At 59.9% G+C, this 23,800-nt stretch carries 16 protein-coding genes; 9 read left to right on the top strand and 7 right to left on the bottom strand.

The features are described 5' to 3' along the window. Nucleotides 1-45: 45 nt before the first annotated feature. The 3 genes from AC5FXY_RS20295 to AC5FXY_RS20305 all read right to left on the bottom strand — a co-directional run bounded on the left by AC5FXY_RS20295 (nt 46) and on the right by AC5FXY_RS20305 (nt 4,958). Nucleotides 46-2,013, bottom strand: a complete 1,968-nt coding sequence (locus tag AC5FXY_RS20295) for a peptidylprolyl isomerase (protein ID WP_493558552.1) — start codon at nt 2,011-2,013, stop codon at nt 46-48. Between the two features lie 84 nt (nt 2,014-2,097). Further along, nucleotides 2,098-3,159, bottom strand: a complete 1,062-nt coding sequence (locus tag AC5FXY_RS20300) for an MJ1255/VC2487 family glycosyltransferase (RefSeq protein WP_493558553.1) — start codon at nt 3,157-3,159, stop codon at nt 2,098-2,100. A gap of 95 nt (nt 3,160-3,254) precedes the next feature. Next, nucleotides 3,255-4,958 carry an LIC_10190 family membrane protein gene (locus AC5FXY_RS20305; protein ID WP_493558554.1) on the bottom strand — a complete coding sequence of 568 codons (1,704 nt, stop codon included), beginning with the start codon at nt 4,956-4,958 and terminating at the stop codon, nt 3,255-3,257. Nucleotides 4,959-5,065: 107 nt separating this feature from the next. Here AC5FXY_RS20305 and AC5FXY_RS20310 point away from each other — a divergent pair, with 107 nt between their 5' ends. Beyond that, a complete protein-coding gene (locus AC5FXY_RS20310; protein ID WP_493558555.1) occupies nt 5,066-5,983 on the top strand; it encodes a hypothetical protein in 918 nt (305 codons plus the stop codon). Between the two features lie 3 nt (nt 5,984-5,986). On the opposite strand, the gene AC5FXY_RS20315 is transcribed toward AC5FXY_RS20310, so the two are convergent. Next, nucleotides 5,987-6,592, bottom strand: a complete 606-nt coding sequence (locus tag AC5FXY_RS20315; RefSeq protein ID WP_493558556.1) for a DUF4136 domain-containing protein — start codon at nt 6,590-6,592, stop codon at nt 5,987-5,989. A gap of 163 nt (nt 6,593-6,755) precedes the next feature. Between AC5FXY_RS20315 and AC5FXY_RS20320 the strand changes: the two genes are divergently transcribed. The 3 genes from AC5FXY_RS20320 (at nt 6,756) to AC5FXY_RS20330 (ending at nt 11,722) form a co-directional block, all read left to right on the top strand. After that, on the top strand, nt 6,756-8,216 hold the full coding sequence (locus tag AC5FXY_RS20320; RefSeq protein ID WP_493558557.1) for an FAD binding domain-containing protein: 1,461 nt from the start codon (nt 6,756-6,758) through the stop codon (nt 8,214-8,216). Nucleotides 8,217-8,331: 115 nt separating this feature from the next. Beyond that, nucleotides 8,332-10,638, top strand: coding sequence for a xanthine dehydrogenase molybdopterin binding subunit (locus AC5FXY_RS20325; protein ID WP_493558558.1), 2,307 nt, complete (start codon nt 8,332-8,334; stop codon nt 10,636-10,638). A gap of 73 nt (nt 10,639-10,711) precedes the next feature. Beyond that, nucleotides 10,712-11,722 carry an XdhC family protein gene (locus AC5FXY_RS20330; protein WP_493558559.1) on the top strand — a complete coding sequence of 337 codons (1,011 nt, stop codon included), beginning with the start codon at nt 10,712-10,714 and terminating at the stop codon, nt 11,720-11,722. A 3-nt stretch (nt 11,723-11,725) separates the two neighbouring features. Here AC5FXY_RS20330 and AC5FXY_RS20335 read toward each other — a convergent pair whose 3' ends face one another. The 3 genes from AC5FXY_RS20335 to AC5FXY_RS20345 form a co-directional block, all read right to left on the bottom strand. Further along, nucleotides 11,726-12,298 carry a hypothetical protein gene (locus AC5FXY_RS20335; protein WP_493558560.1) on the bottom strand — a complete coding sequence of 191 codons (573 nt, stop codon included), beginning with the start codon at nt 12,296-12,298 and terminating at the stop codon, nt 11,726-11,728. Between the two features lie 40 nt (nt 12,299-12,338). Next, complete coding sequence (locus tag AC5FXY_RS20340; protein ID WP_493558561.1) at nt 12,339-13,295, bottom strand: hypothetical protein; 957 nt, start codon at nt 13,293-13,295, stop codon at nt 12,339-12,341. 269 nt (nt 13,296-13,564) lie between these two features. After that, the gene (locus AC5FXY_RS20345) at nt 13,565-15,448 is read right to left on the bottom strand and encodes an ABC transporter ATP-binding protein (RefSeq protein ID WP_493558562.1); all 1,884 of its coding nucleotides are present in this window, start codon (nt 15,446-15,448) and stop codon (nt 13,565-13,567) included. A 110-nt stretch (nt 15,449-15,558) separates the two neighbouring features. Here AC5FXY_RS20345 and AC5FXY_RS20350 point away from each other — a divergent pair, with 110 nt between their 5' ends. The 5 genes from AC5FXY_RS20350 to AC5FXY_RS20370 all read left to right on the top strand — a co-directional run bounded on the left by AC5FXY_RS20350 (nt 15,559) and on the right by AC5FXY_RS20370 (nt 23,798). Next, nucleotides 15,559-16,740, top strand: coding sequence for an MFS transporter (locus tag AC5FXY_RS20350; protein ID WP_493558563.1), 1,182 nt, complete (start codon nt 15,559-15,561; stop codon nt 16,738-16,740). A 201-nt stretch (nt 16,741-16,941) separates the two neighbouring features. Continuing rightward, complete coding sequence (locus AC5FXY_RS20355) at nt 16,942-18,978, top strand: DUF3858 domain-containing protein (RefSeq protein WP_493558564.1); 2,037 nt, start codon at nt 16,942-16,944, stop codon at nt 18,976-18,978. A gap of 41 nt (nt 18,979-19,019) precedes the next feature. Next, nucleotides 19,020-21,077 (top strand): DUF3858 domain-containing protein, encoded by a 2,058-nt coding sequence (locus AC5FXY_RS20360; RefSeq protein WP_493558565.1) that lies wholly within the window; start codon nt 19,020-19,022, stop codon nt 21,075-21,077. Between the two features lie 6 nt (nt 21,078-21,083). Then, nucleotides 21,084-23,033 carry a DUF3857 domain-containing transglutaminase family protein gene (locus AC5FXY_RS20365; protein WP_493558566.1) on the top strand — a complete coding sequence of 650 codons (1,950 nt, stop codon included), beginning with the start codon at nt 21,084-21,086 and terminating at the stop codon, nt 23,031-23,033. 246 nt (nt 23,034-23,279) lie between these two features. Next, nucleotides 23,280-23,798, top strand: coding sequence for a hypothetical protein (locus AC5FXY_RS20370; RefSeq protein WP_493558567.1), 519 nt, complete (start codon nt 23,280-23,282; stop codon nt 23,796-23,798). Nucleotides 23,799-23,800 lie beyond the last annotated feature (2 nt).

Below are 23,800 nucleotides of genomic sequence, written 5' to 3' on the forward strand. Positions count from 1 at the left end.
AAACATTTGTTTCGTCCGCCCCTTTGCTTGGTAAGCCCCCTCGGGTTATGGGGCTATCAGCTCCACAGTCTGAATAAGGTCACCGATGTCGAGGCTATGCACCACATCCATGCCGCGCTCTACCACCGCAAAAACGGTGTAACGACCGTCGAGGTGCGGCGTAGGGCTATGCGTAATAAACCACTGGCAGCTCTCGGTATCCTTGCCGGCGGAAGCCAGGCCCACGGCACCTTCTCCATAACCCCGGTCGGCAAATTCGGAGCGCAGCGTATAATCGGTGCCACCCCACCCATCGCCGCGGGGGCAGCCGCCCTGGGCCACGAAATTAGGCACCACGCGGTGGAAGTTTTTGCCGTTGTAAAAGCCTTGCCGCGTCAGTTGCACGAAGCTGGCTACTGAACCGGGAGCCTCATTTACCAGAAGGCGAAGTACTACGTCGCCGTGCGAAGTGCGCACCAGCACGCGTTGCGCGGCCGGTATGGTTTCCACCAGCGGCCAGTCAATGGGGTGCTGCGCCGCCGCACTAGGCGTCGGCGTGGGCGTTTTCTTCTGCTCCAAATAATCCTGTGCCTCCTGTAGCGCCTGCCAGGCCTCCACATCGCGCGGCAAGCTGATGCGCTGTTGGGTCTGACGCAGCAAGGCCAGGTTGCGGAACTGCTTGCGCATTTCCAGCTTGGGCTCTTTCAGAGCACCAGCAGCGGTACCGATTAGGGCCACGTCGCTGCTGCCAATAGCCTTCTCCAACGTTTGCACAAACAACGGCTGTTGCGCCGCGGGGAAATCGGTGCGGTTGCGCATGGCCACCACCGCCTCGATACCATACGTACTGACAACCGGTGACTGATTCGGCGCGAAGGTAGCCTGCTCCACAAAAGCGTACGCGGCGGGGTCCTCGGCTAGTGCTTTCAGTAAGAAACCCTTTTCGTACACGTTGGCGGCCGAAGTGAAGCGCTGCTGAATGCCCTCCCGGATGCCCGGTTTCTCGTCGGGCCCGGCGTGGTGCAAGGCCGCCGCAAACAAGATAGCGCGCGGACGCCACGCGGTCAGCTTCTCGGCTTTATCCGCAAACAACCGCCCGGTTTCGCCAGCGGCATGGGTCAGGAAAAACTCTGCGGCCGTCACGGCTACCTGCCCCTGCTTATCTTCGAGCGCCGCCCAAACTGCTTCCTTTACCGGCGCATACATACCCGCGTTCATGGCGCGCAGGGCTGCAATGCGCACCCGGTAATCTGCGTCGCGCCGCAGCACGCTGATTAGCGTGGGTATTACACTAGGCGCTTTTACTTTCCCCAGGGCGGTGGTAGCAGCTGCGCGTACGGCGTAGCTGGGGTCGGAAGTGGCTGCCGTTGCCAAGGGGCCCTCGTAGGCAGTGAGGTCGAGGCGCGGGGTACGGGCCAATGTATGGGCTGCAGCAAGACGGGCAGCGTGGGGCTGTTGACGCGCCAGCAGGGCTACTGTCCGTCCCACGGCCGATTCAGAAGTAATGCCGCGCAGCCCGGCCCGATACAGCCCCCAGGCCTGTCCGATGGGCAGCAGCGTATCGGCGGGCGCTGCGGGCAAGCGCATCAGCAACGATAATGAAGTGCGACCAACGCAGCGCCCCAGGGCTTCCAGCTCGTAGCGGCGGGCCAGCGCATCGTTGTCGGCATTGAGCTGATTGGACAGGTGCGGTGCGGCGCTGCTGTCAGCGGTTTGACCCAGAGCAAAAGCGGCCGCCCGACGCACCTCGGGGTTGGCATCGGAGAGCATGCCCAGCAGATCAGGCAGCGCAGCTTTGTCTTGCACTGAGGCAAAGGCCATGGCAGCAGCTTGCCGGTAACCAGCCTTCGGATGAAGCAAAAAAGGCCGCAGAGCTGCGGTCTGACGCTGATCCTGGGCGGTGGCAATACGGCGCAGGGTGCTATCGGCGGCAAACTGGTTGGGCGGCGTAGCGGCAGTGGGCACGCGGGCCGTGGTGCAGGCACCAAACAGCAGCGGCAAGGCAAGCGGAAGGAGGACGGTAGGGCGAGTCATGGAGCCGGAATTTAGCAAAACGCTGCCGGAACGGCTTCATGCGCCGCGTAGTACGCGCCCCCGGCAAACGGCAGCCAGCGGCTGTCAGGCTTCTACACCAGCCAGCACTTCTTCCAAACGAGCAAACAACTCGTCGTTGCCTTCCTGCTGATAGGCTGCCAACGCCTGCTCGAACGGCGCCAAGTCGTACAAAAATGCCTTCAGATTGTCCGGGGTAAGGGCGCTGAAGTGGCGGCCGTAACCTTGCTTTTCAATCTGAGCAGCATTAAGCCATTGCTCAAACTGCGCCGGAATGGGAATGGCGCACACCGGTTTGTGCAGGTATACAGCCTCGGAGATAAGCGAAAATCCGCCGTTGGTCACCACGGCGCGGGCGCTGGCCAAGTCGTCGATAAAGCCGGCTTCCGAAAAAGGCCGCAGCTTCACGTTGTCGTGCTCCTCTTCGCGGTTGAAACCGTACACCCGAAACTCTTGCCCGGGCAACTGACGCAGCATTTCCACCAGGTCGCCTTGGTTGGTACTGGACTGATACACGAGTACGTGTTGGCCTTGCCGGGGAGTAGCCGCAATGATTTCGGGTCGGATGATGGGCGGCACCAGCGTGGTATTGGGCTTGCTGACGGGCGGGTGGAAAAATGTAGTAATGAGGTAATGCTGCACGCGGGGCAGTTTGGCGCGCACGATGCCGCGCGCCAGTTGCAGGTTGCTGCGCTCCTGCGGTGGCACAGTCACATCCAGCTGCGCCCGGCTGATGATCTGCATGTTGTCGATGCTGACCACGGGCAGGCGTTGCGTTTTGGCGAAGAAGTAAGTGAACGACTCGAAGTCGGAAATGACCAGATCAAAGCGGCAGCAGGTACGCAGCAGGTCGCGGTAGCGCTGGAAGTTCAGGCGCAGGCTATCGGGGGCCGAGCGCAGCGTAAGTGCCGCCGTGCGCGACTTGGATACGGCCAGCTGCTTGTATGCGAGGTGAAAGCCACGGATTTCGTGCACCCGCCCGGGAAAGTTGGTGGCCAATAGCTTGTAAGCCCGGCTACTGCTGACTACTTGCACCTCGTGGCCTTGCTCCAGCAGGTGAGCGATGATGACTTTGCTGCGGGTAGCGTGGCCGAGCCCTTCGCCAGGGACGCCGTAGAGAATGTTCATCTTACTTTGCTGCGCTGATAATTGGAGCAATTAACAAGGATAAAAGCATCTTTCGGCAGTGCCCAGGCCTTAGTGAAGCCGCCCAAAGAACATTACTAATGATTGGGCCGCCGGCGGAAGCCTGCGCCCAGCGTACGGCCGCGCAGCTCCAGCCCCGCCTCTACGCAGTGCGAACAGGGCAAAGGCGCGCCCCAGCATTGAAAACCGGTACGCGGCACGCGCACTTGCAAGCCCGGTGCTACCGGTACCAGTACTGTGACCGGTACGGGGTTCAGCTCGGGCCACACCATGCGGCGGGCAAAGCGCGTGGGCTGGGTGCGCAGCTGGTACAGCGGGTCGCGCAGGTTGTGCAGCACCCATAGCAGCAGCAGGGCCCACGGCAAATAGCGCAAACGTCCGCTTTGGGCTGGTCCTGGCCAGCGCGGACCCAGCCAGGGCCACACGGCGGCAATCAGCAAAAAACCAACGCCGAAACGGTAATCGGGCGCAGCCACAAACCAGAACACGCTGCCCAACCACGCCACCAGCCAGCCGCCGGCCCAGCCAGCTTCGGCGGTGGTGCGGGGGCGGCGCCAGCGCCACGCGGCCACCAGCGGCGAAATCATGGCAGCGATTACCACGAAGCCCGGAAAGCCTTTCATGGGCTGCCACCAATTCGGCCACCATTCCCACAGGGTTTGGCCCGGCAGCGCGTACGGGCTTTGGGCCGAGTTACGGGCCAGGTTCACAATCATGTTGTGCTCCATCTGGGCATAGGTGCGGGGCAGCTTCCAGTCGACAGCAAACACGTCAATAGCCGGCAGCGGGTAAACGAGGTAGCCCGACAGCACCACGTTGCGTGCCAGCCACGGCAGCCCCAGCAGCAGCCCGATTCCCAGCGGCAACAGCCAGGTACGGACCCAGCCCTGCTCCTTCCGGCCAGCCCATATCAGGTAAGTGGGCAAGAGCAGCACCGGCGCTGCCGACAACTTAAACGTAACGGCCAAGGCTGCCAACAACACCAGCAGCAACCGCTGCGCCTCCGTAGCGCGGCCGGGCGGATGCCAGGCATAGTACAGAAACAGCAGCACCAGCAGCGCCGCCGTGGTACAGTCCGATGTCACCGACGACAGCCATACCTGAAAACTGTAAATCAGCAGCAGCAGCAATAGCACCGGCGCCCACACCCAGCGGGCATCAGCGAGCGGCATACGCAGCCCGGCCATCAGTTGGCGCACTGCTACCACCGCCAGCACCGGGAACAAGTAGCTGCTCAGCCCATACACGGCGCCACCGGGCGAGGGCAGTTGCAGCAGGGCCATGGGCAAATACAGGCTGGAATTAAAGGCCAGTCGGCCGTGCAGATTACCCAGCCCCGGCACGGCGGCGTACCGTTCGGCCCACTGCAGCGTTTGGAGCTGATACAGACCGACGTCGTAATTGATTGGGATTTGAGCCCCGAAGGTGAGCAGCCAGCCCAGCAGCAAGAGTAGCATTACGGCACCGGCTTTTTCAGGCCCGGCCCACCGGTGCGGCCACTGCATGCACCATAGCTCTCGTAAAGAATTTCGGAGGAAAATTCCCAACACAACCGTAATTTCCAGCACAGCCGCCTGCGCCACCATGCCTACCGGCGCCAGCAATGACCAGAGTTGTAAAAAGGCCGTAAGTAGCCCCAAGCCTATCAAACTCACCCACTCAGGTGCGGGCAACTCCTCGGCGCCCTGCACACCGAGCCGGGCGGCCAGCCGAAACGCGGCGGTGCCCACCGTGATTGTCACCACGGCCGTTATCATCCAGACCAATAATACCGTAAGCATGCGGGGCGCAAAGGTGGGCAAAACCCCGTCCGGCGCCAACTTCTGCCCCGGTCCGATTTTAGCTCCGGGCTTGAAACATTTTGTTTAACTGCTTTTCGCTTGCCATTATGCTGCACTTCTTCCCTTCCCGCTTGTTGCTGCTGTTGTTGCTTGGCGCTATGGCCTGCAGCGCCCCGCGCTCCATCATTCACTCTGGCAAAGTCACGCCCCGCGGCGAGTTCAAGGTGGGCGGCAACATGGTGATGAACATCGGAACCGAAGCACTCAGCCAAGCCACCGGCGCGGTGAAGTCGCTGGCTGAACAGGCGGCTACGAAGGATACGGTGCATTACCGCCCGGCCTTCGACCGCGTGCAAGCCGCGGCCCTGGCCTACGTGCTCGATCCGGCGCAGCTTACCCCCGACCTCTACATCCGCTACGGCGCTGCCACCCGCCTCGATGTAGGGTACAAGTACTCGTTCGGAGCGCACAGCTTCGATGGTATGTATCAATTTTTGGGTCCAACGGGTACCCCCGAGCGCCCAGGTGGGCAGGCGGGCGCCACGTACGGCAGCATTGGGCTGCAGTTTTCGGTACAACGGGCCAAGCTGCCCAGCATTCCCTTCTTGGACGATGCTGAACGGCTACTGGGCTTTAGTGCCCGCCGCTTCGATTTGCTGGTGCCGCTGGTATTCAGCACTTCCTTGGGCGCGGAGGAGGAAATTGGCCACATCGCCTACGGAGTGGCATATAGCCGCTCATTTCTGACTTACCGTTTTGAACCCGGGCAGTTGTATACCGGCCCTGGCAGCGGGCAGGTTAACCAACGCGTCCCGGGCCTGCGCGACAGCAATAGCTTCGGCGCCGTTGGCGCCTTCGTCAATGCTAAGTTTGGGTACCGCTACGTGTACTTCCTGCCAGCCCTGTCGGTGTATTACCAGAATTACGGCACCTACAAGCTGCTGAACAACCGCACCGCCGAGCTAAAGGGCGTTACGTTCATTCCTTCGCTCGGCCTGCAGTTCCGGATTCCAACCAGCCGCTAGGTTTTAGCGCGATATACCTCCCTGCTGGGTCATGTATTCTTCCGACAGCACCCGGTAGCGGTCGAAAATGGAGCGTACGGCCCGCCGCATCACGATGGGGGCCTGCATGTCATTCGGAGCCGTAACGTTAGAGGCGTAGCCTTGCCACACGGCACGACCATTTTTGTGGTCAATAAGGGTAATGAGCAACGTGCCGTCGCTGAGTAGGTAGCGTACCCGGTCGTAGCCTTGTTTCTGATCGGGTGGCGTATCCTCACTTTCAACCACGTTCTGCTTGAGCCAGTGCGTCAGATCGGGTTGGTTATAGCCGGTGAAGCGCATGGCTCCGTCAAACACTCGGTAAGAAATCAGAAGGTCGGGACGCCGCGGGTTCAGGCGGTACCCTTGCGACCGAAGGTGTGACTGAATGGCTTCGCGCACGGTTGCGTCGAGCGCCGCTACACTGTCTTCGGCCGGATTGCTCACGCTCTGCAGAAACGCAAAGGTGCGGTAGTGCCGAAAGTTGCCGGCGTAGCTGTAATCGGACTCAATACGGCTTTCGCGGGCAGCAAAACAGCCGCTGAGCAGCAGACCCAGCAAGACGGTGGAAGCAGTAACGGTGGGTTTCATAGGCGCAGGACGGAAAAGCAATCAGCATCAGAATCAGAAGTTACTTAAAAAACTAGCTACGCAAAAGGTTTATCGATTGATACTCATTCGTTAAACTTCATTATCCCGTCCCAGAGCGCAGATTTGCTATATTGCTTTTCCGGCTGTAGTCCGGCCTTCTCTTATGCTTGAATTTTACCTCAATCATCAGCTGGTGCGCCCTACCCAGCCAGCTGGCAGCACCCTGCTCGATTACATCCGTTATCAACAGCACCTGACGGGCACCAAGATTGGTTGCCGCGAGGGCGACTGCGGCGCCTGCACGGTGCTGGTGGGCGAGCTGCAGCCCGATGAGCAGACGGTGCGCTACCAGTCGATGACCAGCTGCCTTACGCCGCTTGGCAATGCCCACGGCCGCCACATCGTGACGGTAGAAGGCATCAGCCCCGAGGCCGGTGGCCTCACCCCGGTGCAGCAAGCAATAGTGGCCGAGGGCGGTACCCAGTGCGGCTTTTGTACGCCGGGGTTTGTAATGGCGCTAACCGGGCACTGCGTGGGCGGCGAGGCTACCCCCGAAGCCGTGCGGGCGGCCATGGACGGCAACATCTGCCGCTGCACCGGGTACAAGTCCCTGGAGCGAGCCGCCGACCACCTTACGGCCCAGCTGCTGGTACGCGACGCCGCGCCCAATCGCCTGGAGTGGCTGGTGAAGCAAGGCTACGTGCAGCCGTACTTCGCCGACATGCCCCAGCGCTTGGCAGCGCTGCGCACCGCCACCGCGGCCGACGTGGCTGCCCAAACGGGCGGCCGCACCCCCGATGCCGCCCAACTACCGGCGACTTGGCTGCTCGGCGGTGGCACCGACTTGCTGGTGCAGCGCCCCGATGAGGTACTAGCCGCTGAAGTAGCCTTGCTCTACGGACACGCCACCCGCTGCTACGTGCGCGAGCTACCCGACGGCCGCTTGGCCCTGGGAGGTGCAGCCACGGTAGAAGATTTGCGCCGCTCGGAGCTGATGCATCAGCATTTTCCGCGCCTGGCCCGGCACCTCAAGCTGGTATCCAGCACGCCCATCCGCAACATGGCGACGATAGCCGGCAACTTCGTCAACGCCTCGCCCATCGGCGACCTGACCATCTTCTTCCTGGCTCTCGATGCAGAGCTGACAATGCTGGATGCTGCAGGCCGCACCCGCGACCTTCCGCTGCGCGCCTTGTATCGGGGCTACAAGCAGCTCGACCGCCTTCCCGACGAGCAGATAAGCGAAATTCGCTTTCGGCCGCCGGCTCCCGATGCCGTCTTCAACTTCGAGAAAGTCAGCAAGCGCACGCACCTGGATATTGCTAGCGTCAACTCCGCCGCGCTGCTGCACGTGACGGACGGCCTGATTCAGGAAGCCCACCTCTCGGCAGGTGGCGTGGGCCCTACGCCGCTCTACCTGCGGCAGACTTCGGCCTTCCTGACCGGCAAAGAACTCACGCCCGATACGCTGCGGGCTATGAACGACGTGGCACAGCAGGAAATCAGCCCCATCAACGATGCCCGGGGCACCGCCGAGTACAAGCGTCTACTGCTGCGGCAGCTGCTTTATGCGCACTTCCTGGAGCATTTTTCCGAGCGGCTCGCACTGGCCGAGTTGGTATAGCAGCCAACATCACCAGCCGCTAGCCCTTACCTGGAACGGTGGTAAAGCACCGTCCTCTCATGGCGCCTCGGCGTCGGCGCTGAGCTTCACTTAGCGCCACCTTTCCTTCACTTCCATGCACAACCTCGACGCTGCCGGCCACGTGCGCGGCGAATCCCAATACCTTGATGATATTCCGGTGCAGCGCGGCACCTTGCACGCAGCCGTGTACGGCTCGCCCCTGGCCCACGGCAAGCTGAACGGCCTGCGCCTGGAGGCCGCCTTGGCAGCACCAGGCGTAGTGCGCATCCTCACGGCCGAGCACATTCCGGGCGAAAACCAAATCGGTGGCATTGTGCCCGATGAGCCGCTGCTGGCCGAGGGCCACGTACATTTTCAGGGTCAGCCCATAGCCCTGGTATTGGCTGATACCGAAGCCCAAGCCCGCGCCGCCGTTAGGCTGATTGAAGCCGATATCGAACCGCTGCCGGTTATTACCGATCCGCGGGTAGCGCACGCACAAGGCGAGCTGATAGTGCCGCCGCGCACGTTCCGTCTCGGCGACCCCAGCATCGTTTGGGAGCAGTGTGCCCACATCGTGGAAGGCACGGCCGAGAGTGGCGGGCAAGAGCACTTATACATCGAAACCCAGGGTGCTTACGCTTACCCCTCAGAGCAGGGCGGCGTACGCGTGCACTCTTCTACCCAAGGCCCCACGGCAGCGCAGCGCCACGGTGCACGGGTACTGGGCATCGGTATGCACAAGATAGAAGTAGACGTGGTGCGCCTCGGCGGTGGCTTTGGCGGCAAGGAGGATCAAGCTACTCCCTGGGCTGTAATGGCCGCGCTCGGGGCCTACCTGCTCAAGAAGCCCGTAAAGCTGGTACTGCCCCGCCACGACGACCTGCGTATGACCGGCAAGCGTCACCCCTACACCTCCGATTTCAAGCTGGGCCTCTCGGCTGATCTGAAGCTGTTGGCGTACGAGGTGACCTTCTACCAAAATGCTGGGGCTGCGGCCGATTTGTCGCCGGCGGTGCTGGAGCGCACTCTGTTCCACTGCACCAATACATACTTCATTCCCAACGTGCAGGCCACGGCCTACAGCTGCCGCACCAATCTGCCACCCAACACGGCATTTCGCGGTTTTGGCGGTCCGCAAGGAATGTTTGTTATCGAAGCGGCCATTGCCAAGGCGGCTGAGCGCCTGGGTGTGCCCGCCCACGAGATTCAGCAACGCAACCTGCTAAGCGAAAACGATTCGTTTCCCTTCGGCCAGCCTGCCGAGCTGTGCAATGCCCGCGCCTGCTGGGAGCGGGCCACCACCGAGTTCAACCTGCCGCAATGGCGGGCCGAGGTTGATGCCTTCAACCAAGCCAACCCGCTACGGAAGCGTGGGCTGGCCGTAATGCCCATCTGCTTCGGTATATCGTTTACCAAAACGGCCATGAACCAGGCCCGGGCCTTGGTGCACATTTACACCGATGGCTCGGTGGGCGTGAGCACCGGCGCCGTAGAAATGGGCCAAGGCGTGAATACCAAGATGGTGGAAGTCGCCGCCCGCACGCTGGGCATTCGGTCCAATCGGGTGCGCATCGAAACCACCAATACCACCCGCGTGGCCAATACCTCTCCTTCAGCTGCCAGCGCCACCGCCGACCTCAATGGCAAAGCGGTGCAAATAGCCTGCGAACAGCTGCGGGCCCGGCTGCTGGCCCACGCCGCGGAGGAGCTATGCGTGGAACAGGAAGGCCTCGAAATATGCGACGAGCGGGTGCTTACGGCCGGCCACCCCGTAGAGTCCGATTGGGAAAAACTAGTGGCTTCGGCTTACTGGAAGCGCATCAACCTGAGCGAAAACGCGCACTACGCCACGCCCGATATCTGGTTCGACGCCAAAATGGAAACCGGCTACCCCTTTGCCTACCACGTGTACGGTACAGCCGTAGTGCAAGCCACCATAGACGTGCTGCGCGGTACTTATGAACTGGACGCGGTGCGCGTAGTACACGATTTCGGCCAAAGCATGGCTCCCGGCATCGACCGCGGGCAGGTGGAAGGTGGCTTAGTACAGGGCCTGGGCTGGATGACCATGGAGGAACTTATCTTCGACTCGGAAGGCCGGCTGCGCAGCAATACCCTTTCAACCTACAAAGTGCCGGACCTCTACTCCGTGCCGCGCGAGATTCAAATTGAGTTTTTGGAAACGCCAGGCCACCCGCGAGCCATTCTGCGCTCCAAGGCTGTGGGCGAGCCGCCGCTGATGTACGGCATTGGGGGGTACTTCGCCATTCGCGACGCAGTACGGGCCGTTCGGCCCGATGCAGAGTTAGCCATGGCGGCACCCATCACGCCGGAAAAAGTACTGACGGCATTGTATTCCGGCTACGCTACTCCCAAGAACTCTGCACCAATTGCAGCCGAAATACAGGAAAATACATAAAACCATATATCCCCAAAATTCATCCAATTTTTTGAAAGCAAAATGCTTTCTTGCAGGCTGATTTTCCACCCCTTTGGATCTGCACCCTTCCTCCCCGCCTGCTCCGCGCGACCTGCTGGCCTGGCAACATGCCACTGCTTGCTTGCGCGCCGGCATTCCTGTAACGCTGTTGCTGGTAGTAAACAGCAGCGGCTCTAGTCCGGGGCGCCAAGGCTTCAAGATGAGCGTGGCCCCCGGCAGCATGGTCGGCTCCATTGGCGGAGGCATCATGGAGCACAAGTTTGTGGAACTGGCCCGCAACCGCATGGCCGAGCAGCAGACTTCCGTGCTGCTGCGCGAGCAGATTCATCACAGTGCGGCACCTCGTAACCGTTCCGGCATGATCTGCTCGGGCGAGCAAACAGTGGCCCTGCTGCCCTTGCGAGCGGAGCATCTACCTGCTCTGCGCACCATCATGGAAGCTTTGCAGCACGACGGCAGCGGTTGGTTTGGCCTTACTGATGAAGGTGCCATTCGTACCGGCCCAGGGCGCCCGCCCGTGGAGCCCGGCTTTCGGCCCCACCAGGCGCCCGACGGAGCCTGGAGCTACACTGAAATACTGGGCTTTCGCGACCAACTGACGATAGTGGGCGGCGGGCACGTAGGGCTGGCGCTGTCGAGGGTGGCCGCCACGCTGGATTTTCGCGTGCGCGTGCTCGATGACCGGCCGAACCTGAACACGTTGCTGATCAACCCTTACGCGCACGAAAAGCGTACCCTGCCGTACTCGGAGCTAGCCGAGTACGTACCCGAAGGCCCGCACGAATACGTGGTCATCATGACCTTTGGCTACCGCTCCGATGCCGTAGCCGTGCGGCAGCTGCTCCGCCACCGCCTAGCCTACTTAGGCCTGATGGGCAGCGAAGCCAAGATCGAAGAGCTGCTCGGAGGTTTGCGGGCCGATGGCTTCCCGGAAGAAGCTCTTAGCCGCCTTTATGCCCCGATAGGCTTGCCCATTCACAGCCGCACCCCCGAGGAAATTGCCATCAGCATTGCCGCAGAGCTGATTCGAGTGCGCAACGAACGGTACGGCGACGCCCGCTAGCCCTTACTGAATCTGAAAAGCAGGCGTGGTGTAGATGTATACCTCCCCATTGGTCTGCCGGTAGCTAACCACAAACTGCTGAGTAGCCGAACGTGTAGGTGCAGCCCGTAGGTTCAGGAGCACTTGTTGATCCGGTTCGCCCTGCCGGTTTTGCAGTAACTGCGCCAGCGTAATGCTGCTTCCATTCACGAATAGGATGTCGTTCAGCGAGCTGCCAGCCGGATGTTGAGCGTCGAAATCATAGCGGCTGCTGATGACGAGCGAATCAACGCGCTCGGAGGTGCCTTTATAACCCGGGTCCGCCGGCGAGCAGGCTACTGCGGCTGGCAACCATCCGGCTACCCGGGCCGGTGCGGCGCTGTAATAACGCACACGTAACGCCAACATCAATTGGAGCGCGGTAGCGGATACAGTGCTACCGTTTTGCATCTGCCGCCCCTGCTCGTAAGTGGCCAGTTCCACGCCTTGCACATCGAAATACGGCAGGACGTCGCCACCGCATTTTTCGGTTCCCGTGAGTAGGTCGCAGGCGGGCAGGGCACACAAGACTGCTAGGCTGAGAAGTAATCGGCGCATGAGAGCAAAAAGAAAATGAAGGTCAGGTTGATGAGTGTTGTTAGAGACGCCGCGTCAAGCTAAGGGCATAGCCGGGTTGCTGCCCAGGGACGGGTACGGCCTGTATCCCTACGGCCGTACGCCACGTTTGTACCGGCCGATTGGCCACCAAGTTCCAGGCGCTCATGACCATGGTAGTAGTGCCTAGCCCTATGTTTAGGTAGGATATTGCCTTGCGGCTTTCATTACGCGGCGGGGCGTTAAATTTCTTTTCGTTGGGCAGCGTGAGGGCACCCAAAGCTACCTGCCCGGCACCCGACAGCAACCCAACTACTCCTAAGGTTTTAGACCGTTCTCCCTGAGCCACCCGCACTACGTTCATGGCCGCTAAGGGAAGGTTTAAGCCACTCCACACGGCAGTGCCTGCTCCGTAAAGCGGTTCTACGTGATTGGTGTTGTCAGTAGGCGGAAATCCAGGTCCCCAGTAGGATGGCTGAATCATGGCACACTCCTCCAGCGTCAACCCCGAGGTCTTTACCCAAGCCTGCAACTCCGGCATTCGCATTTCCTGTATCAGATCATACTGGTGTTGCCGGTTGATTTTTTCGGCTACGGCCCTACCGGCGGTCTGCTCCACCAAGTAGCCCACGGCACAGATGCGACCGTCGCGGTCGATAAAGCAGGGACGTCGTTCGTTGGGGAAATCGTAATTGCGAGGGTACACGCCGGCTTGCCAATACTGGCGCAGCAGATTAAGGGTGTGGTACCGGCGCCGGCGCAGGTGGTTGGGCAAGGCCCGAGTCTCCTTGCGCCGCAGCAGCTCTTCCACGTACTGCAGATGCGCGGTGATGCGCGTCTGCTCATCAGCACCGGCGCCGGGCTCTACACCAAATTGGTGAACGTAGCTAACATCACCAATTACGGAATTTACTGCCTTTTCCGGTCCGGATTGGCGCTGGCAGCCCGTACACAAGAGCAGGGCTGCCAGCAGACTGGCTAGGATAAACTTTAGGGGCACGGTGGTAAGGATAAATGGGACAAGTAGTGCGGGCTGTCCGATAGCAACATCAAACAGACCTTTCGCCACCATGATCCTACTCAACCTCGCCAGGTTGCAATGTCCCTAGCTTTTTTCTCCTTCCCCAGATTGACGTTGTCAAGCGGCCCTGCTTGACTTACTTATGGACGGGCTACAAGGCCTTGCAAACTCCTCGTGGCTTCAAAGCTTTCAGTTTGTGTAACGACACCTAATCAGCTACACCCAACAGGCTATTATCAGACATAACCTTACTGATACCCCGCCGCCTGCAGCTTGAACAGCTCGGCGTAGCGGCCGCCGCGGGCCAGCAACTCTTGATGAGAGCCAATTTCCACGAATTGCCCGTGTTCAATGACGAGGATACGGTCAGCCATGCGCACGGTGCTGAAACGGTGCGAAATAAGCACGGCGGTCTTGCCACGGGTGAGTTCGGCAAAGCGCAGGAACACTTCGTGCTCAGCGCGGGCATCAAGGGCGGCGGTGGGCTCGTCGAGGATGAGCAACTGGGCATCACGCATGTAAGCACGCCCCAAGGCAATCTTCTGCCATTCACCTCCGCTCAAATCCACGCCGCCCGCAAAGCGCCGCCCAATCATCTGCTCATAACCACCGGGCAGCTTGCTGATGACGGTATCGGCGAGGCTGCGACTGGCGGCGTCTTCAATGCGTGGCTGGTTTTGCCGGTCGTCGATGCGGCCGACCGCAATGTTCTGACCGGCCGGCAGCTGAAAGCGCACGAAGTCTTGGAAGATGACGCCGATTTCCTGGCGCAACTCGGCCGGATCGTACTCGCGTAGGTCGTAGCCGTCGAGTAGGATGCGGCCCTCCGTGGGGTCGTAGAGGCGGGCCAGCAGCTTGACGAGCGTGGTCTTGCCGGCGCCGTTTTCGCCCACCAGGGCCAGTTTTTCGCCGGCTTGCAAGGTAAAGTTGAGGTTGCGCAGGGCCCACTTCTCGGCGTTGCGGTAGCTGAAACCCACATTTTCGAAGGTAAAGCCCTGCTGCACAGGTCGCGGAAACGGCCGGTAGGGTTTGGTTTCGTCGCGCACAATGCGGGGCTCGATGCGGAAGAAGTCAAAAAAATCCTGCAGGTAAAGCGCCCCTTCGGCCATGCTGCTAAAGCGACTTAGCACACCTTCCAGCAAGCTGCGCAGCCGCGCAAAGGAACCCGCCAGAAACGTGAGGTGACCCACCGTTATTCGTCCAGATACAGCCTGGCTAAGCAGGTACACATATGCGCCGTAGTAGCCCAAGGTGCCGATAGCCGCGAAGACCGTACCCCAACTGGCGCGGCGCACGGCCAGGGACTTGTTTTTGTGGTAAAACTCCATCGACAGCGTTCGAAAACGGTCGATGAGGAAGCCCGACAAGCCGAAAATTTTCACCTCCTTGGCCGTATCGTCGGAGGCGCCGGTCTGGCGTAGATAGTCCAGTTCGCGGCGCTCAGGCGTCCAGCCATGAACCAGCGAATAGCTGCGCTCATTGAAGTGCGACTCGCCCAGAAAAGCCGGCACCACGGCTACGCCGAGCAACAGCAGCAACCAGGGATTGTACACCACCAAACCGGCGGCTAAAAACACCATGGTAATCAGGTCCTGCGCCTGCCCCAATAGCTGTGACATGAGCATGGTGCGCGACAGCGTCTGCCGCCGGGCGCGCTCCAGCTTGTCGTAGAAATTGGCGTCTTCGAATTGGTCGAGGTCGAGGGTGGCGGCGTGCTCCATCAGGCGCACCGAGGAATGATTGGCCAGCAGGTCACCCAGCAGGCTATCGAGCAAAGCCACGGCCCGGCCTAGCGCATCGGACAGAATGGCGAGACCCAACTCCAATGCCACCAGTCCCGACACGGGCCAGAGCAGCAGCGGTCCGTCTTGGATGGGGGACGCATTCAGGGCAATGACTTCGTCCAGAATCAGCCGGCCTACATACAGCATAGCCAGCGGCAAAGCCGCCCGCATCAGACGGAGTACTGCATTGAGCAGAAACAAGCGCGGGCTGGTTTGCCACACCAGCCGCATAAATGCTGGAATATTGCGCAGCGCCGACACCCGCTCACGCAGCGTCAGAGCGGGCTTACCGTCAGGGCGTGGCCGCTTGGCGGAAATCCGAGCGAAAAGATTAGTCCAGAAACTCATAGGGTTATGGGCTACACATACGCCAAGCCAGAGTTGCTGGTCGGCCGTTTTGGCAGAATAGGCTTCGGTAGCAACGTACCTTTGCCCGGCCACCCGCGTACTGCTGCCTTATGCACTCCTCCCCCGCCCGGGTTTACACAGCCGGCTTCTGGCTGATGTGCCTTAGCTCGTTTTTGTTTTTTCTGTCCTTCAACCTGCTTATCCCGGAGCTGCCCGACCACCTCACCCGGCTCGGCGGCGGCGAGTACAAGGGCTTCATCATTGCGCTTTTTACCCTTACGGCCGGCTTTTCGCGGCCATTCAGCGGCAAGCTGGCCGATACCGTGGGGCGCATTCCGGTGATGGTCGTCGGCTCGCTGGTGTGCTTTATCTGCGGCTTCTTTTACGTGTGGGCTACCACGGTAGCGGGCTTTTTGCTGCTGCGCTTGCTGCACGGCTTCAGCACGGGCTTTAAGCCTACCGGCACGGCGGCGTTTATTGCCGATATCGTGCCGCTGGAACGTCGCGGCGAGGCCATGGGCATGCTGGGCGTGGCTGGTTCGCTGGGCATGGCGGCCGGTCCGGCCATCGGCGGACTCCTAACGCAGTATTTCTCGCTCAATACGCTGTTTTACACGTCCTCCGGCGCGGCGCTGCTCTCGGTGCTGGTGCAAGGCACCATGACGGAAACGCTGCCCCGGGCCCAGCGCGAGAAGTTTCGCTGGGGCTTGCTCAAGCTGCAATGGAACGAAATACTAGAGCCGCAGGTGATGGTGCCTTCCCTGGTCACGATGCTGTGCTTATTTCCTTACGGCGTGATGCTCACCGTCATTCCCGACCAGAGCCGCACGCTCGGCATCGACAACAAAGGACTGTTTTTCACCTGCTACACTTTGGCCTCCCTGGTGGTGCGCCTGATTGCTGGCCGGGCCTCCGACCGCTACGGTCGCGTGCCGGTATTACGGGCTTCCACGCTGCTGCTGCTGGTCTCCCTGGTTACGTTGGTGTTGGCCCACGACAAGCTACTCTTCCTGAGCTCGGCGGTACTGTTTGGCTTGGCCGCCGGCCTGAACTCGCCCACGCTCTACGCCTGGACCATTGACCTGAGCGACCCAAACCGCCGCGGTCGGGCAGTAGCTACCATGTACATCTTCCTCGAAATCGGCATTGGCCTCGGCGCCTTGCTGGCGGGCTGGATATATGCCAACGAGCCGGCCCGCTTGCCGCTGGTACACGGTATGAGTGCGGCGTGTGTGCTGGCAGCCTTGGTGTACTTGTTTCGCCAGCCTAAGGAGCAAGTAGTACGGGGCTGATGGTTAGGTTTGTTTGCGCTGAGTAGCTGCACTCGCATGGGTAGCTAAGGCAGACAGCGTACTATTGTTGGCTTTGCATGAACAAAACTATATTCCACTTTATAGTCATATGCCCTTGGCATAGTACTTTTAGGCTACCGAAACCATGTTACTATAAATCTATCCTTAGTGGCGCGTTTCGGAAGGATTTTATCGCGCTATATGCTTTCAACATTACTCCGAGTTGGACTGCTCAGCCTATTGCTGTGGCCGGTAGCCGTTACGGCCTGGGCACAAGAAGAGCCTATCAAATTTGGCAAGCTGGAAGCACAGGCTTTCGATAAGTCCAAGTATAAAGGCGCGGAAGAGGCGCCGGCCATAGTGCTGTGCGACTACGGTACCTCCCGCATTGTAGGTGTACAGGATGGCTTTCAGGTAGTATTCGAGCGCATCACCCGCATACTTATCCTTACTAAAGCCGGCTATGATAAAGCGACCGTAACGGTGCCACTCTACCACCAAGAGGGCAACGAGGAGAAGCTTCTCAACCTGCGCGGTTTTACTTACAACCTAGTAGACGGCCGGGTGGAAAAGCAGAAGCTAAACGACGATGCCATCTTCAAGGAAGAGCTTGACAAACGTCACACGTTGCGCAAGTTCACCATGCCCAGCGTACGGGAAGGCTCCATTGTCGAATACGCGTACACTATCAAATCAGATTTTCTGTTCAACCTGCAGGACTGGCAGTTTCAGCAGGACGTGCCGGTGGAGTGGAGCGAGTACCGCGCCGTAATTCCGGGCTTTCTTTTCTACAAGGAAATTCCGCATGGCTACTTGCCTTACGCTGCGCAAAACCGCCACATAGTGCCTTACACCACGGTGTACCGCGCTACAACGAAGGATAGCTACGGCGCTTCGCTGATTACCAGCAGCGCCAACTCGGCTCATATTACGGGCAGCGCCCTGAGCAGCCGGTGGGTGATGCAGCGCGTACCGGCCTTCCGCGAGGAGCCGTTCATGACTACCAAGCGCGACTACCTAGCCGCGCTGGACTTTGAGCTGGACAAGATTCAATTCGACCCGAAGCGGCCTCAGCAAATCACGTCCACTTGGGAAAAAATCAACTCGGACCTGTTGAAGAACGAGGACTTCGGCAGCTGGCTTACCAGCCGCTCTCCACTCTCCGCCAGCGCCGAGGGCTTGGTAGCACGTTACCCCGCTCCTGCCGCTCGGGTGGCAGCGGCCGTAGCCATGGTTCAGGAAGCGGTGCGCTACAACGGCGAAAACCGTCTTTGGGCGGCTTCTCCTTTGCGCCGCGTGCTGGACAAACAGCAGGGCAACTCCGCTGAAATAAACCTGCTACTGGTGCGCACCCTCCGCGACGCTGGCTTAGATGCGCAGCCAGTGCTGGTGAGCACCCGTAACCACGGCCGCATTCAGACGGAGGTGCCCTTGATAAGCCAGTTCAACTATGTGGTGGCCGTTGTGACCCTACCCGAGCAGGCGCCGCTGCTCATAGATGCTACTGAACCGCTGCTGGAGCCTGGTGTCCTACCTGAGCGTTGCCTCAACGGTCAGGGGCTGGTAGTGGCACCGGGCGTAAAGTGGGTTTCACTCGCGCCAAAGCAGAAATTTACGCGCCTGACCACTGTGCGACTGGCCATGGATGCCATGGGGCAGTTGCAAGGTCAAGTGCAGCAAGAGTATGCCGGCTACGCCGGTGTAGCGGAGCGAACCAAGCTGGCCGAAATAGGAGAAAAAGCCTATTTGGCATCGGTGCGGGCACTACACCCTCAATGGCAATTTACATCGGTAACTGTGCAGCGGGCTGAGCAGCGGGCCGCTTCCTTGCTGACCGAACAAAAGATTACAGTACCAGGTCCCGAAACGCCTGCGCCGCATCTGTACTTACCTCTGATGCAGCTGTTCACCGATGGCTACAACCCTTTCCAATCGGATGAACGCACCTACCCGGTGGATTTTGGTATGGGGCGCGAATACATTACCACCGTGCAAGTGAAGCTGCCCGCTGAATACGCCGTGGAGGAGCTTCCGGCCAAAGCCGTGCTCGAGTTGCCCAACAGCGCCGGTCGCTTCAGCTATCAGGCGCAGCTAGAGGGCGGTACCCTGCAGCTAACCAGCCGTTTGCAACTCAACAAGGCGGAATACAAACCCAGTGAATACGCCGCACTTCGCGAGCTATATACCCGCTCCTTGGCCAAGCATGCCGAACAGCTGGTGCTACGCCGCACCCGCTAGCACACTTCTCTCGCTTCATCATTCTCTTTTTTCCATACCCTATGCAACACGCTTTACTCCGAAGCTTGGCAGTGGCCGCTTTACTCGGTGGCGTGACTTATGTCCCTGCCCTCGGGCAAGCCGATCCGATCAAGTTTGGCAAAATCGATCCAAAAGATTTCGATAAAGCCGCTTTTGTGGCCGACAGTGCGGCCGAAGCTGTGGTGCTGTGCGACTACGGCAACTCCCGCTTTGACCTCAATGCGGATGGTGAATGGCGCATTGTGTTCGACCGCGTCACCCGCATCAAGATTCTCAAGAAAAGCGGTTACGACTGGGCTACTGTGTCGGTGCCGCTTTACCGAAAAGGCGGTAATGAGGAAAAAATGGTCAATCTGAAAGGGATGACCTACAATCCTGGCCCGAAAGGCGAGATAGAGAAGAGCAAGCTCGAAAGCTCCTCCATCTTCTCCGAACAACTTGATGCCAACCACACGGTGCGCAAGTTCACCATGCCCAACGTACGCGAAGGGTCGGTGATTGAGTTTTCATACACGATCAGCTCCGAGTTTCTGTTCAATTTTCAGGACTGGCAGTTTCAGCAGAGCATCCCGGTACGGTGGAGCGAATTCCGGGCGCACATTCCGGAGTACTTCGACTACAAAATGGTGTCGCAGGGTTACGAGCCGCTCGTGGTCAGCGAGCGAAACACAAGCGCTGGGCAGTTCACGCTGCGGTACGCAGGCGGCTATACGGGGAATGGCTTTGGAACCCAACGGGTGCCCGGCGGGTCCGAAACCATTACCCCAACGCTCCAGGATTTTCGCTGGGCCATGAAGAATGTACCAGCCATGCTGCAGGAGCCTTACATGACCACCCCACGCGATTATGTAGCGCGCATCGACTTTCAGTTGGTGGGCTTCAAGTGGCCCAACCGGGGCTATGAAAGTGTGAGCAACAGCTGGGAGAAGATTCAAGGAGAGCTGCTGAATCTGGACAATTTCGGGCTGCAGCTGCGCAAGGGCGGCTTTCTCAAAAACGAGATTGCCGCCATCGTAGCCAAGCACTCCAACCCCGCCGACCGCGCCGCCGCTGTGCACGAGCTGGTGCGAACCAATGTAAAGAGCAACGACAACAACTCCCTGCTGGCCAGCGCAGGCGTGCGCAAAGCGTGGGAGCAGCACAGCGGCAACACCGCCGACATCAACCTACTGCTCATCGCCCTGCTACGCGACGCCGGCTTGAAAGCCAACCCGGTTATCCTGAGCACGCGCACCCACGGCCGCGTTGACACGACGTTCCCGCTGCTTTCCCGCTTCAACTACGTAGTGGCTCACGTGCAGCTGGCCGACAGCCAGCAGGTACTGGCCGACGCCACCGAGCCCATGGCGCCTTTCGGAATGCTGCCAGAGCGTTGTTTGAGCGGCCAGGGTCGCTTGATCAAGAGCGAAAACGAAGGGGCTTGGATACCGCTTCGCTCGCCCCACCGCTATGTGCATTACCGTTCGGCTCAGCTGACCTTGGACGAGCGCGGCAACATCACGGGCAAAGTACGCGACGAACACAGCGGCTACTTGGGCGTGCATGAGCGCAACTCTCTGCGCGAAAAAGGCGAGAAAAAGTATGTGGAAGCCCTGTTGAAAGACTTAGCCAGCTGGAAAATTGACCGCTACAGCTTCCTGAACACCGATGCGCTCAGCAAGCCGCTGGCCGTGGATATGGAAGTACGTATTCCCAGTGAATCGGATCAGCCGTTGAGCACCATTTATCTGGCACCGCTGCAGCACCTCGGTGACCAGACGAACCCCTTCAAGCGACCCGACCGCCGCTTTCCCGTGGACCTGGGCGCTCAGCTGGAGGAAACCAACATGCTGACCCTCACCCTGCCGGCTAATTTCGCGGTGGAAGAGATGCCCAAGAACATAGTCCTGAGCATGCCGGAAGGTGCTGGCCGCTTCCTGTTCAGCATCACTCCCATCGGCTCCAACCTCCAGATCATGAGTCGCATGATTCTTAACCGGCCTGTGTACTACGCGGAGGAATACGCAGCCTTGCGCGCCTTCTACGAGCAGGCGCTAGCCAAGCAGGCGGAGAAGATAGTTCTGAAGCGCAAATCCTAATTCGCCATGACGGGATTTAAGCTAATACGGCGGAGCTGGCTGCTAGCGGCTGCACTGGCCTGTGGCCCACTAGTGGCGCTGGCCGGTGGCAGCCCCGCGCAGTGGCCGGTAAGTGCCATTCCTGCCAATCTGCGCGAAAACGCCCACGCCGTCATTCGCCAGCAGGACGATATCATGACGGTGAAGTCGGCGGGACGCATGGTGTACACCGTGCACCGCGTAGTGACGGTGCTGGATGAGCAGGGCGACAACTGGGGCCGCGCCATTGTGTTCTATGACAAGCTCACGCAGATAAACTACCTGCGCGGAGCCCTATACGACACCGATGGCCGCCAGGTGCGGACGTTGCGTGCCGCCGACATCAAGGATTATAGTGCCGTCAGCAATGCAAGCCTGTACGAGGACAACCGCGTACGCGTGGGCGACCTGCGCCAGTCACGTTACCCGTACACAGCCGAATTTGAATACGAAGTCACGTCCGATAACACGCTCAACTTTCCGGCTTGGCAACCGCAGGATGAAGAAAACCTAAGCCTGCAGCACGCCACGTTGCGCGTGGTCACGCCAGCCGATCTACCGCTGCGCTACCTGGAAGAGCGCCTGCCTGCTGGCAGCGCCGTAGCCCAAAGCCAACAAGGCACCCAGCTGACTTATGTGTGGCAGCTGACCAACCAGGCCGCACTAGAACGCGAACCTTATAGCCCGGCGCTGGCCGAGCAGGTGCCCACCGTGTACACTGCCCCCACAGCGTTTGAGGTGCAGGGCCGCCGCGGTGATATGACGTCCTGGCGCGGCTTCGGACAGTGGGAATACGAGCTCAACCAAGGCCGGGCGGAGCTTTCCCCGGAGGTACAGGAGAAAATTGCCGCGTTGGTAAAGGGCATCAGCGACCCGAAGCAACGCGTGCGGAAGGTGTACGAATACCTGCAAAACTCTACCCGGTACATTTCAGTGCAATTGGGCATTGGTGGCTGGCAAACATTTCCGGCCAGTACCGTAGCCAACAGCGGTTACGGCGACTGCAAAGCCCTGTCGAACTACTGTATGGCTATGCTCAAGGCCGCAGGAGTGGAAAGCTACTGGGCCTTGGTAGGGGCTGGGCAGCGCCGCTCAGCCGTGCGAAACGCGTTTCCTAGCAATCAGTTCAACCACGTAATCCTGTGCGTGCCCCTGAGACAGGATACGGTATGGCTGGAATGCACTTCCCAAAGCGAGGCTTTCAACTACGTAGGCAGCTTTACCGGCAGCCGCCACGCCTTGTTGCTCACCCCCCAGGGAGGCAAGCTGGTGCGCACGCCATCCTACGGTGCCACGGCCAACCGCCAGCACCGCCGGGCCGAGGTCTTGATCGATGAGAAAGGCTTCGGCCGCGCTACGGTGCACACCACTTCCACTGGCCTGCAGCAAGACGACCTTTCTCAACTGATGAGTGCGCTTTCGCCGGATGAACAGCGCAAACGCGCTTACAACCGTCTTGGGCTGCCGGCCGTCACCATCGAACAGAGCTCCTGGCAAGCCGACCACCGCGGCTCCGTGCCCGCCGTGGCCGAACGCCTGACGTTGGCTTTGCCGAGCTACGCCTCCCTCACGGGTCGGCGCCTGTTCCTTACTCCGAATCTGATGAACCGCCTTCCCGCCCCGCCCCCCCGTGTAGGTGCGCGACAGTCGGCGCTAGAGCTTACTACCGCCTTTATCGATGCCGATACCATCCGGTTTAAAGTCCCGACAGGCTACAAACCAGAATCGGTGCCAGTGCCGGTGCAGTTGCGCACGGCTTTTGGCACCTACGAGACGCAGCTGAAGGTGCTGGCTGATGGCACCGTTCAATACATTCGCTTTCTGCAGATGCCAGCGGGCCGCTTTGAGGCCACCCAGTACGAGGCCTACGAAGATTTCCGGCAGCGCATCAGCAAGGCCGATCGGGCCCAGCTCGTGTTTGTGCGGCCGGAACTATAAACCAAGCCGGCCTCATACTTTTCTGCTACCCGCACCAGGAAGCTCCTCCCGAGGGGCTTCCTGATTTTTCGGCATACAGCAACGTTTTTTAAGCAGCTGATTAATCAGCAGTAACGCAGCCGAAGCAACCTCAACCGCAGTAGCTGTTTCTATTAATTTGCTTTTGGGCTGGGTTATAAGCAGGTACCTTATCTTTATTCAGTTGCTTCGGGTGCTACACGATGCCAACTACTTACTGCACTCTCCATGGTTGTTCCTTTGCTGATGCTGCTTACCACCATGGCTCCGCAGCTGCCTGCCGCCTCAGATTTCTGGAAACCCGTGGCCGCCTCTGCTCAGCGGCAATTGGGTAAACCCCGAATTCAGCCGCGTCAGTATCAAGTTCTGAAACTAGACTTGGCCGCCACTCGCCGCTATTTACAGCAGGTGCCCTCGGAAGGCTCGGCGGCTTCGCTTTTTAGCATACCCCTCCCCGATGGCTCCAGGCGCCAGTTTAAGGTGCGCCGTACCGCAGTGATGCACCCGGCATTGGCAGCCAAATACCCCAGTATCCAAACTTTCGCTGGGCAAGACGCCGCCGAGCCCACCGCTGATCTGCGCATGGAAATGACGCCGGCAGGCCTGCGCATCCAGATGATTGGCTATGGCAGCACCTACTTCGTGGAGCCGTTCCGCAAAGGCGACACCCAACATTATATCTGCTTCAACAAGGCTAGTTTGCCGCCGGGCAGCAAGCAGTGGACCGAGGCGCCGCCGGAGCGGTAAAG

The sequence above is a fragment of the Hymenobacter sp. FMD4 genome (assembly GCF_058932745.1).

What these genes read in the sequence shown, in the direction of transcription:
- AC5FXY_RS20295 (WP_493558552.1), bottom strand. Translation starts at nt 2,013, where the DNA reads ATGACTCGCCCTACCGTCCTCCTTCCGCTTGCCTTGCCGCTGCTGTTT.
- AC5FXY_RS20300 (WP_493558553.1), bottom strand. Translation starts at nt 3,159, where the DNA reads ATGAACATTCTCTACGGCGTCCCTGGCGAAGGGCTCGGCCACGCTACC.
- AC5FXY_RS20305 (WP_493558554.1), bottom strand. Translation starts at nt 4,958, where the DNA reads ATGCTTACGGTATTATTGGTCTGGATGATAACGGCCGTGGTGACAATC.
- AC5FXY_RS20310 (WP_493558555.1), top strand. Translation starts at nt 5,066, where the DNA reads ATGCTGCACTTCTTCCCTTCCCGCTTGTTGCTGCTGTTGTTGCTTGGC.
- AC5FXY_RS20315 (WP_493558556.1), bottom strand. Translation starts at nt 6,592, where the DNA reads ATGAAACCCACCGTTACTGCTTCCACCGTCTTGCTGGGTCTGCTGCTC.
- AC5FXY_RS20320 (WP_493558557.1), top strand. Translation starts at nt 6,756, where the DNA reads ATGCTTGAATTTTACCTCAATCATCAGCTGGTGCGCCCTACCCAGCCA.
- AC5FXY_RS20325 (WP_493558558.1), top strand. Translation starts at nt 8,332, where the DNA reads ATGCACAACCTCGACGCTGCCGGCCACGTGCGCGGCGAATCCCAATAC.
- AC5FXY_RS20335 (WP_493558560.1), bottom strand. Translation starts at nt 12,298, where the DNA reads ATGCGCCGATTACTTCTCAGCCTAGCAGTCTTGTGTGCCCTGCCCGCC.
- AC5FXY_RS20345 (WP_493558562.1), bottom strand. Translation starts at nt 15,448, where the DNA reads ATGAGTTTCTGGACTAATCTTTTCGCTCGGATTTCCGCCAAGCGGCCA.
- AC5FXY_RS20350 (WP_493558563.1), top strand. Translation starts at nt 15,559, where the DNA reads ATGCACTCCTCCCCCGCCCGGGTTTACACAGCCGGCTTCTGGCTGATG.
- AC5FXY_RS20355 (WP_493558564.1), top strand. Translation starts at nt 16,942, where the DNA reads ATGCTTTCAACATTACTCCGAGTTGGACTGCTCAGCCTATTGCTGTGG.
- AC5FXY_RS20360 (WP_493558565.1), top strand. Translation starts at nt 19,020, where the DNA reads ATGCAACACGCTTTACTCCGAAGCTTGGCAGTGGCCGCTTTACTCGGT.
- AC5FXY_RS20365 (WP_493558566.1), top strand. Translation starts at nt 21,084, where the DNA reads ATGACGGGATTTAAGCTAATACGGCGGAGCTGGCTGCTAGCGGCTGCA.
- AC5FXY_RS20370 (WP_493558567.1), top strand. Translation starts at nt 23,280, where the DNA reads ATGGTTGTTCCTTTGCTGATGCTGCTTACCACCATGGCTCCGCAGCTG.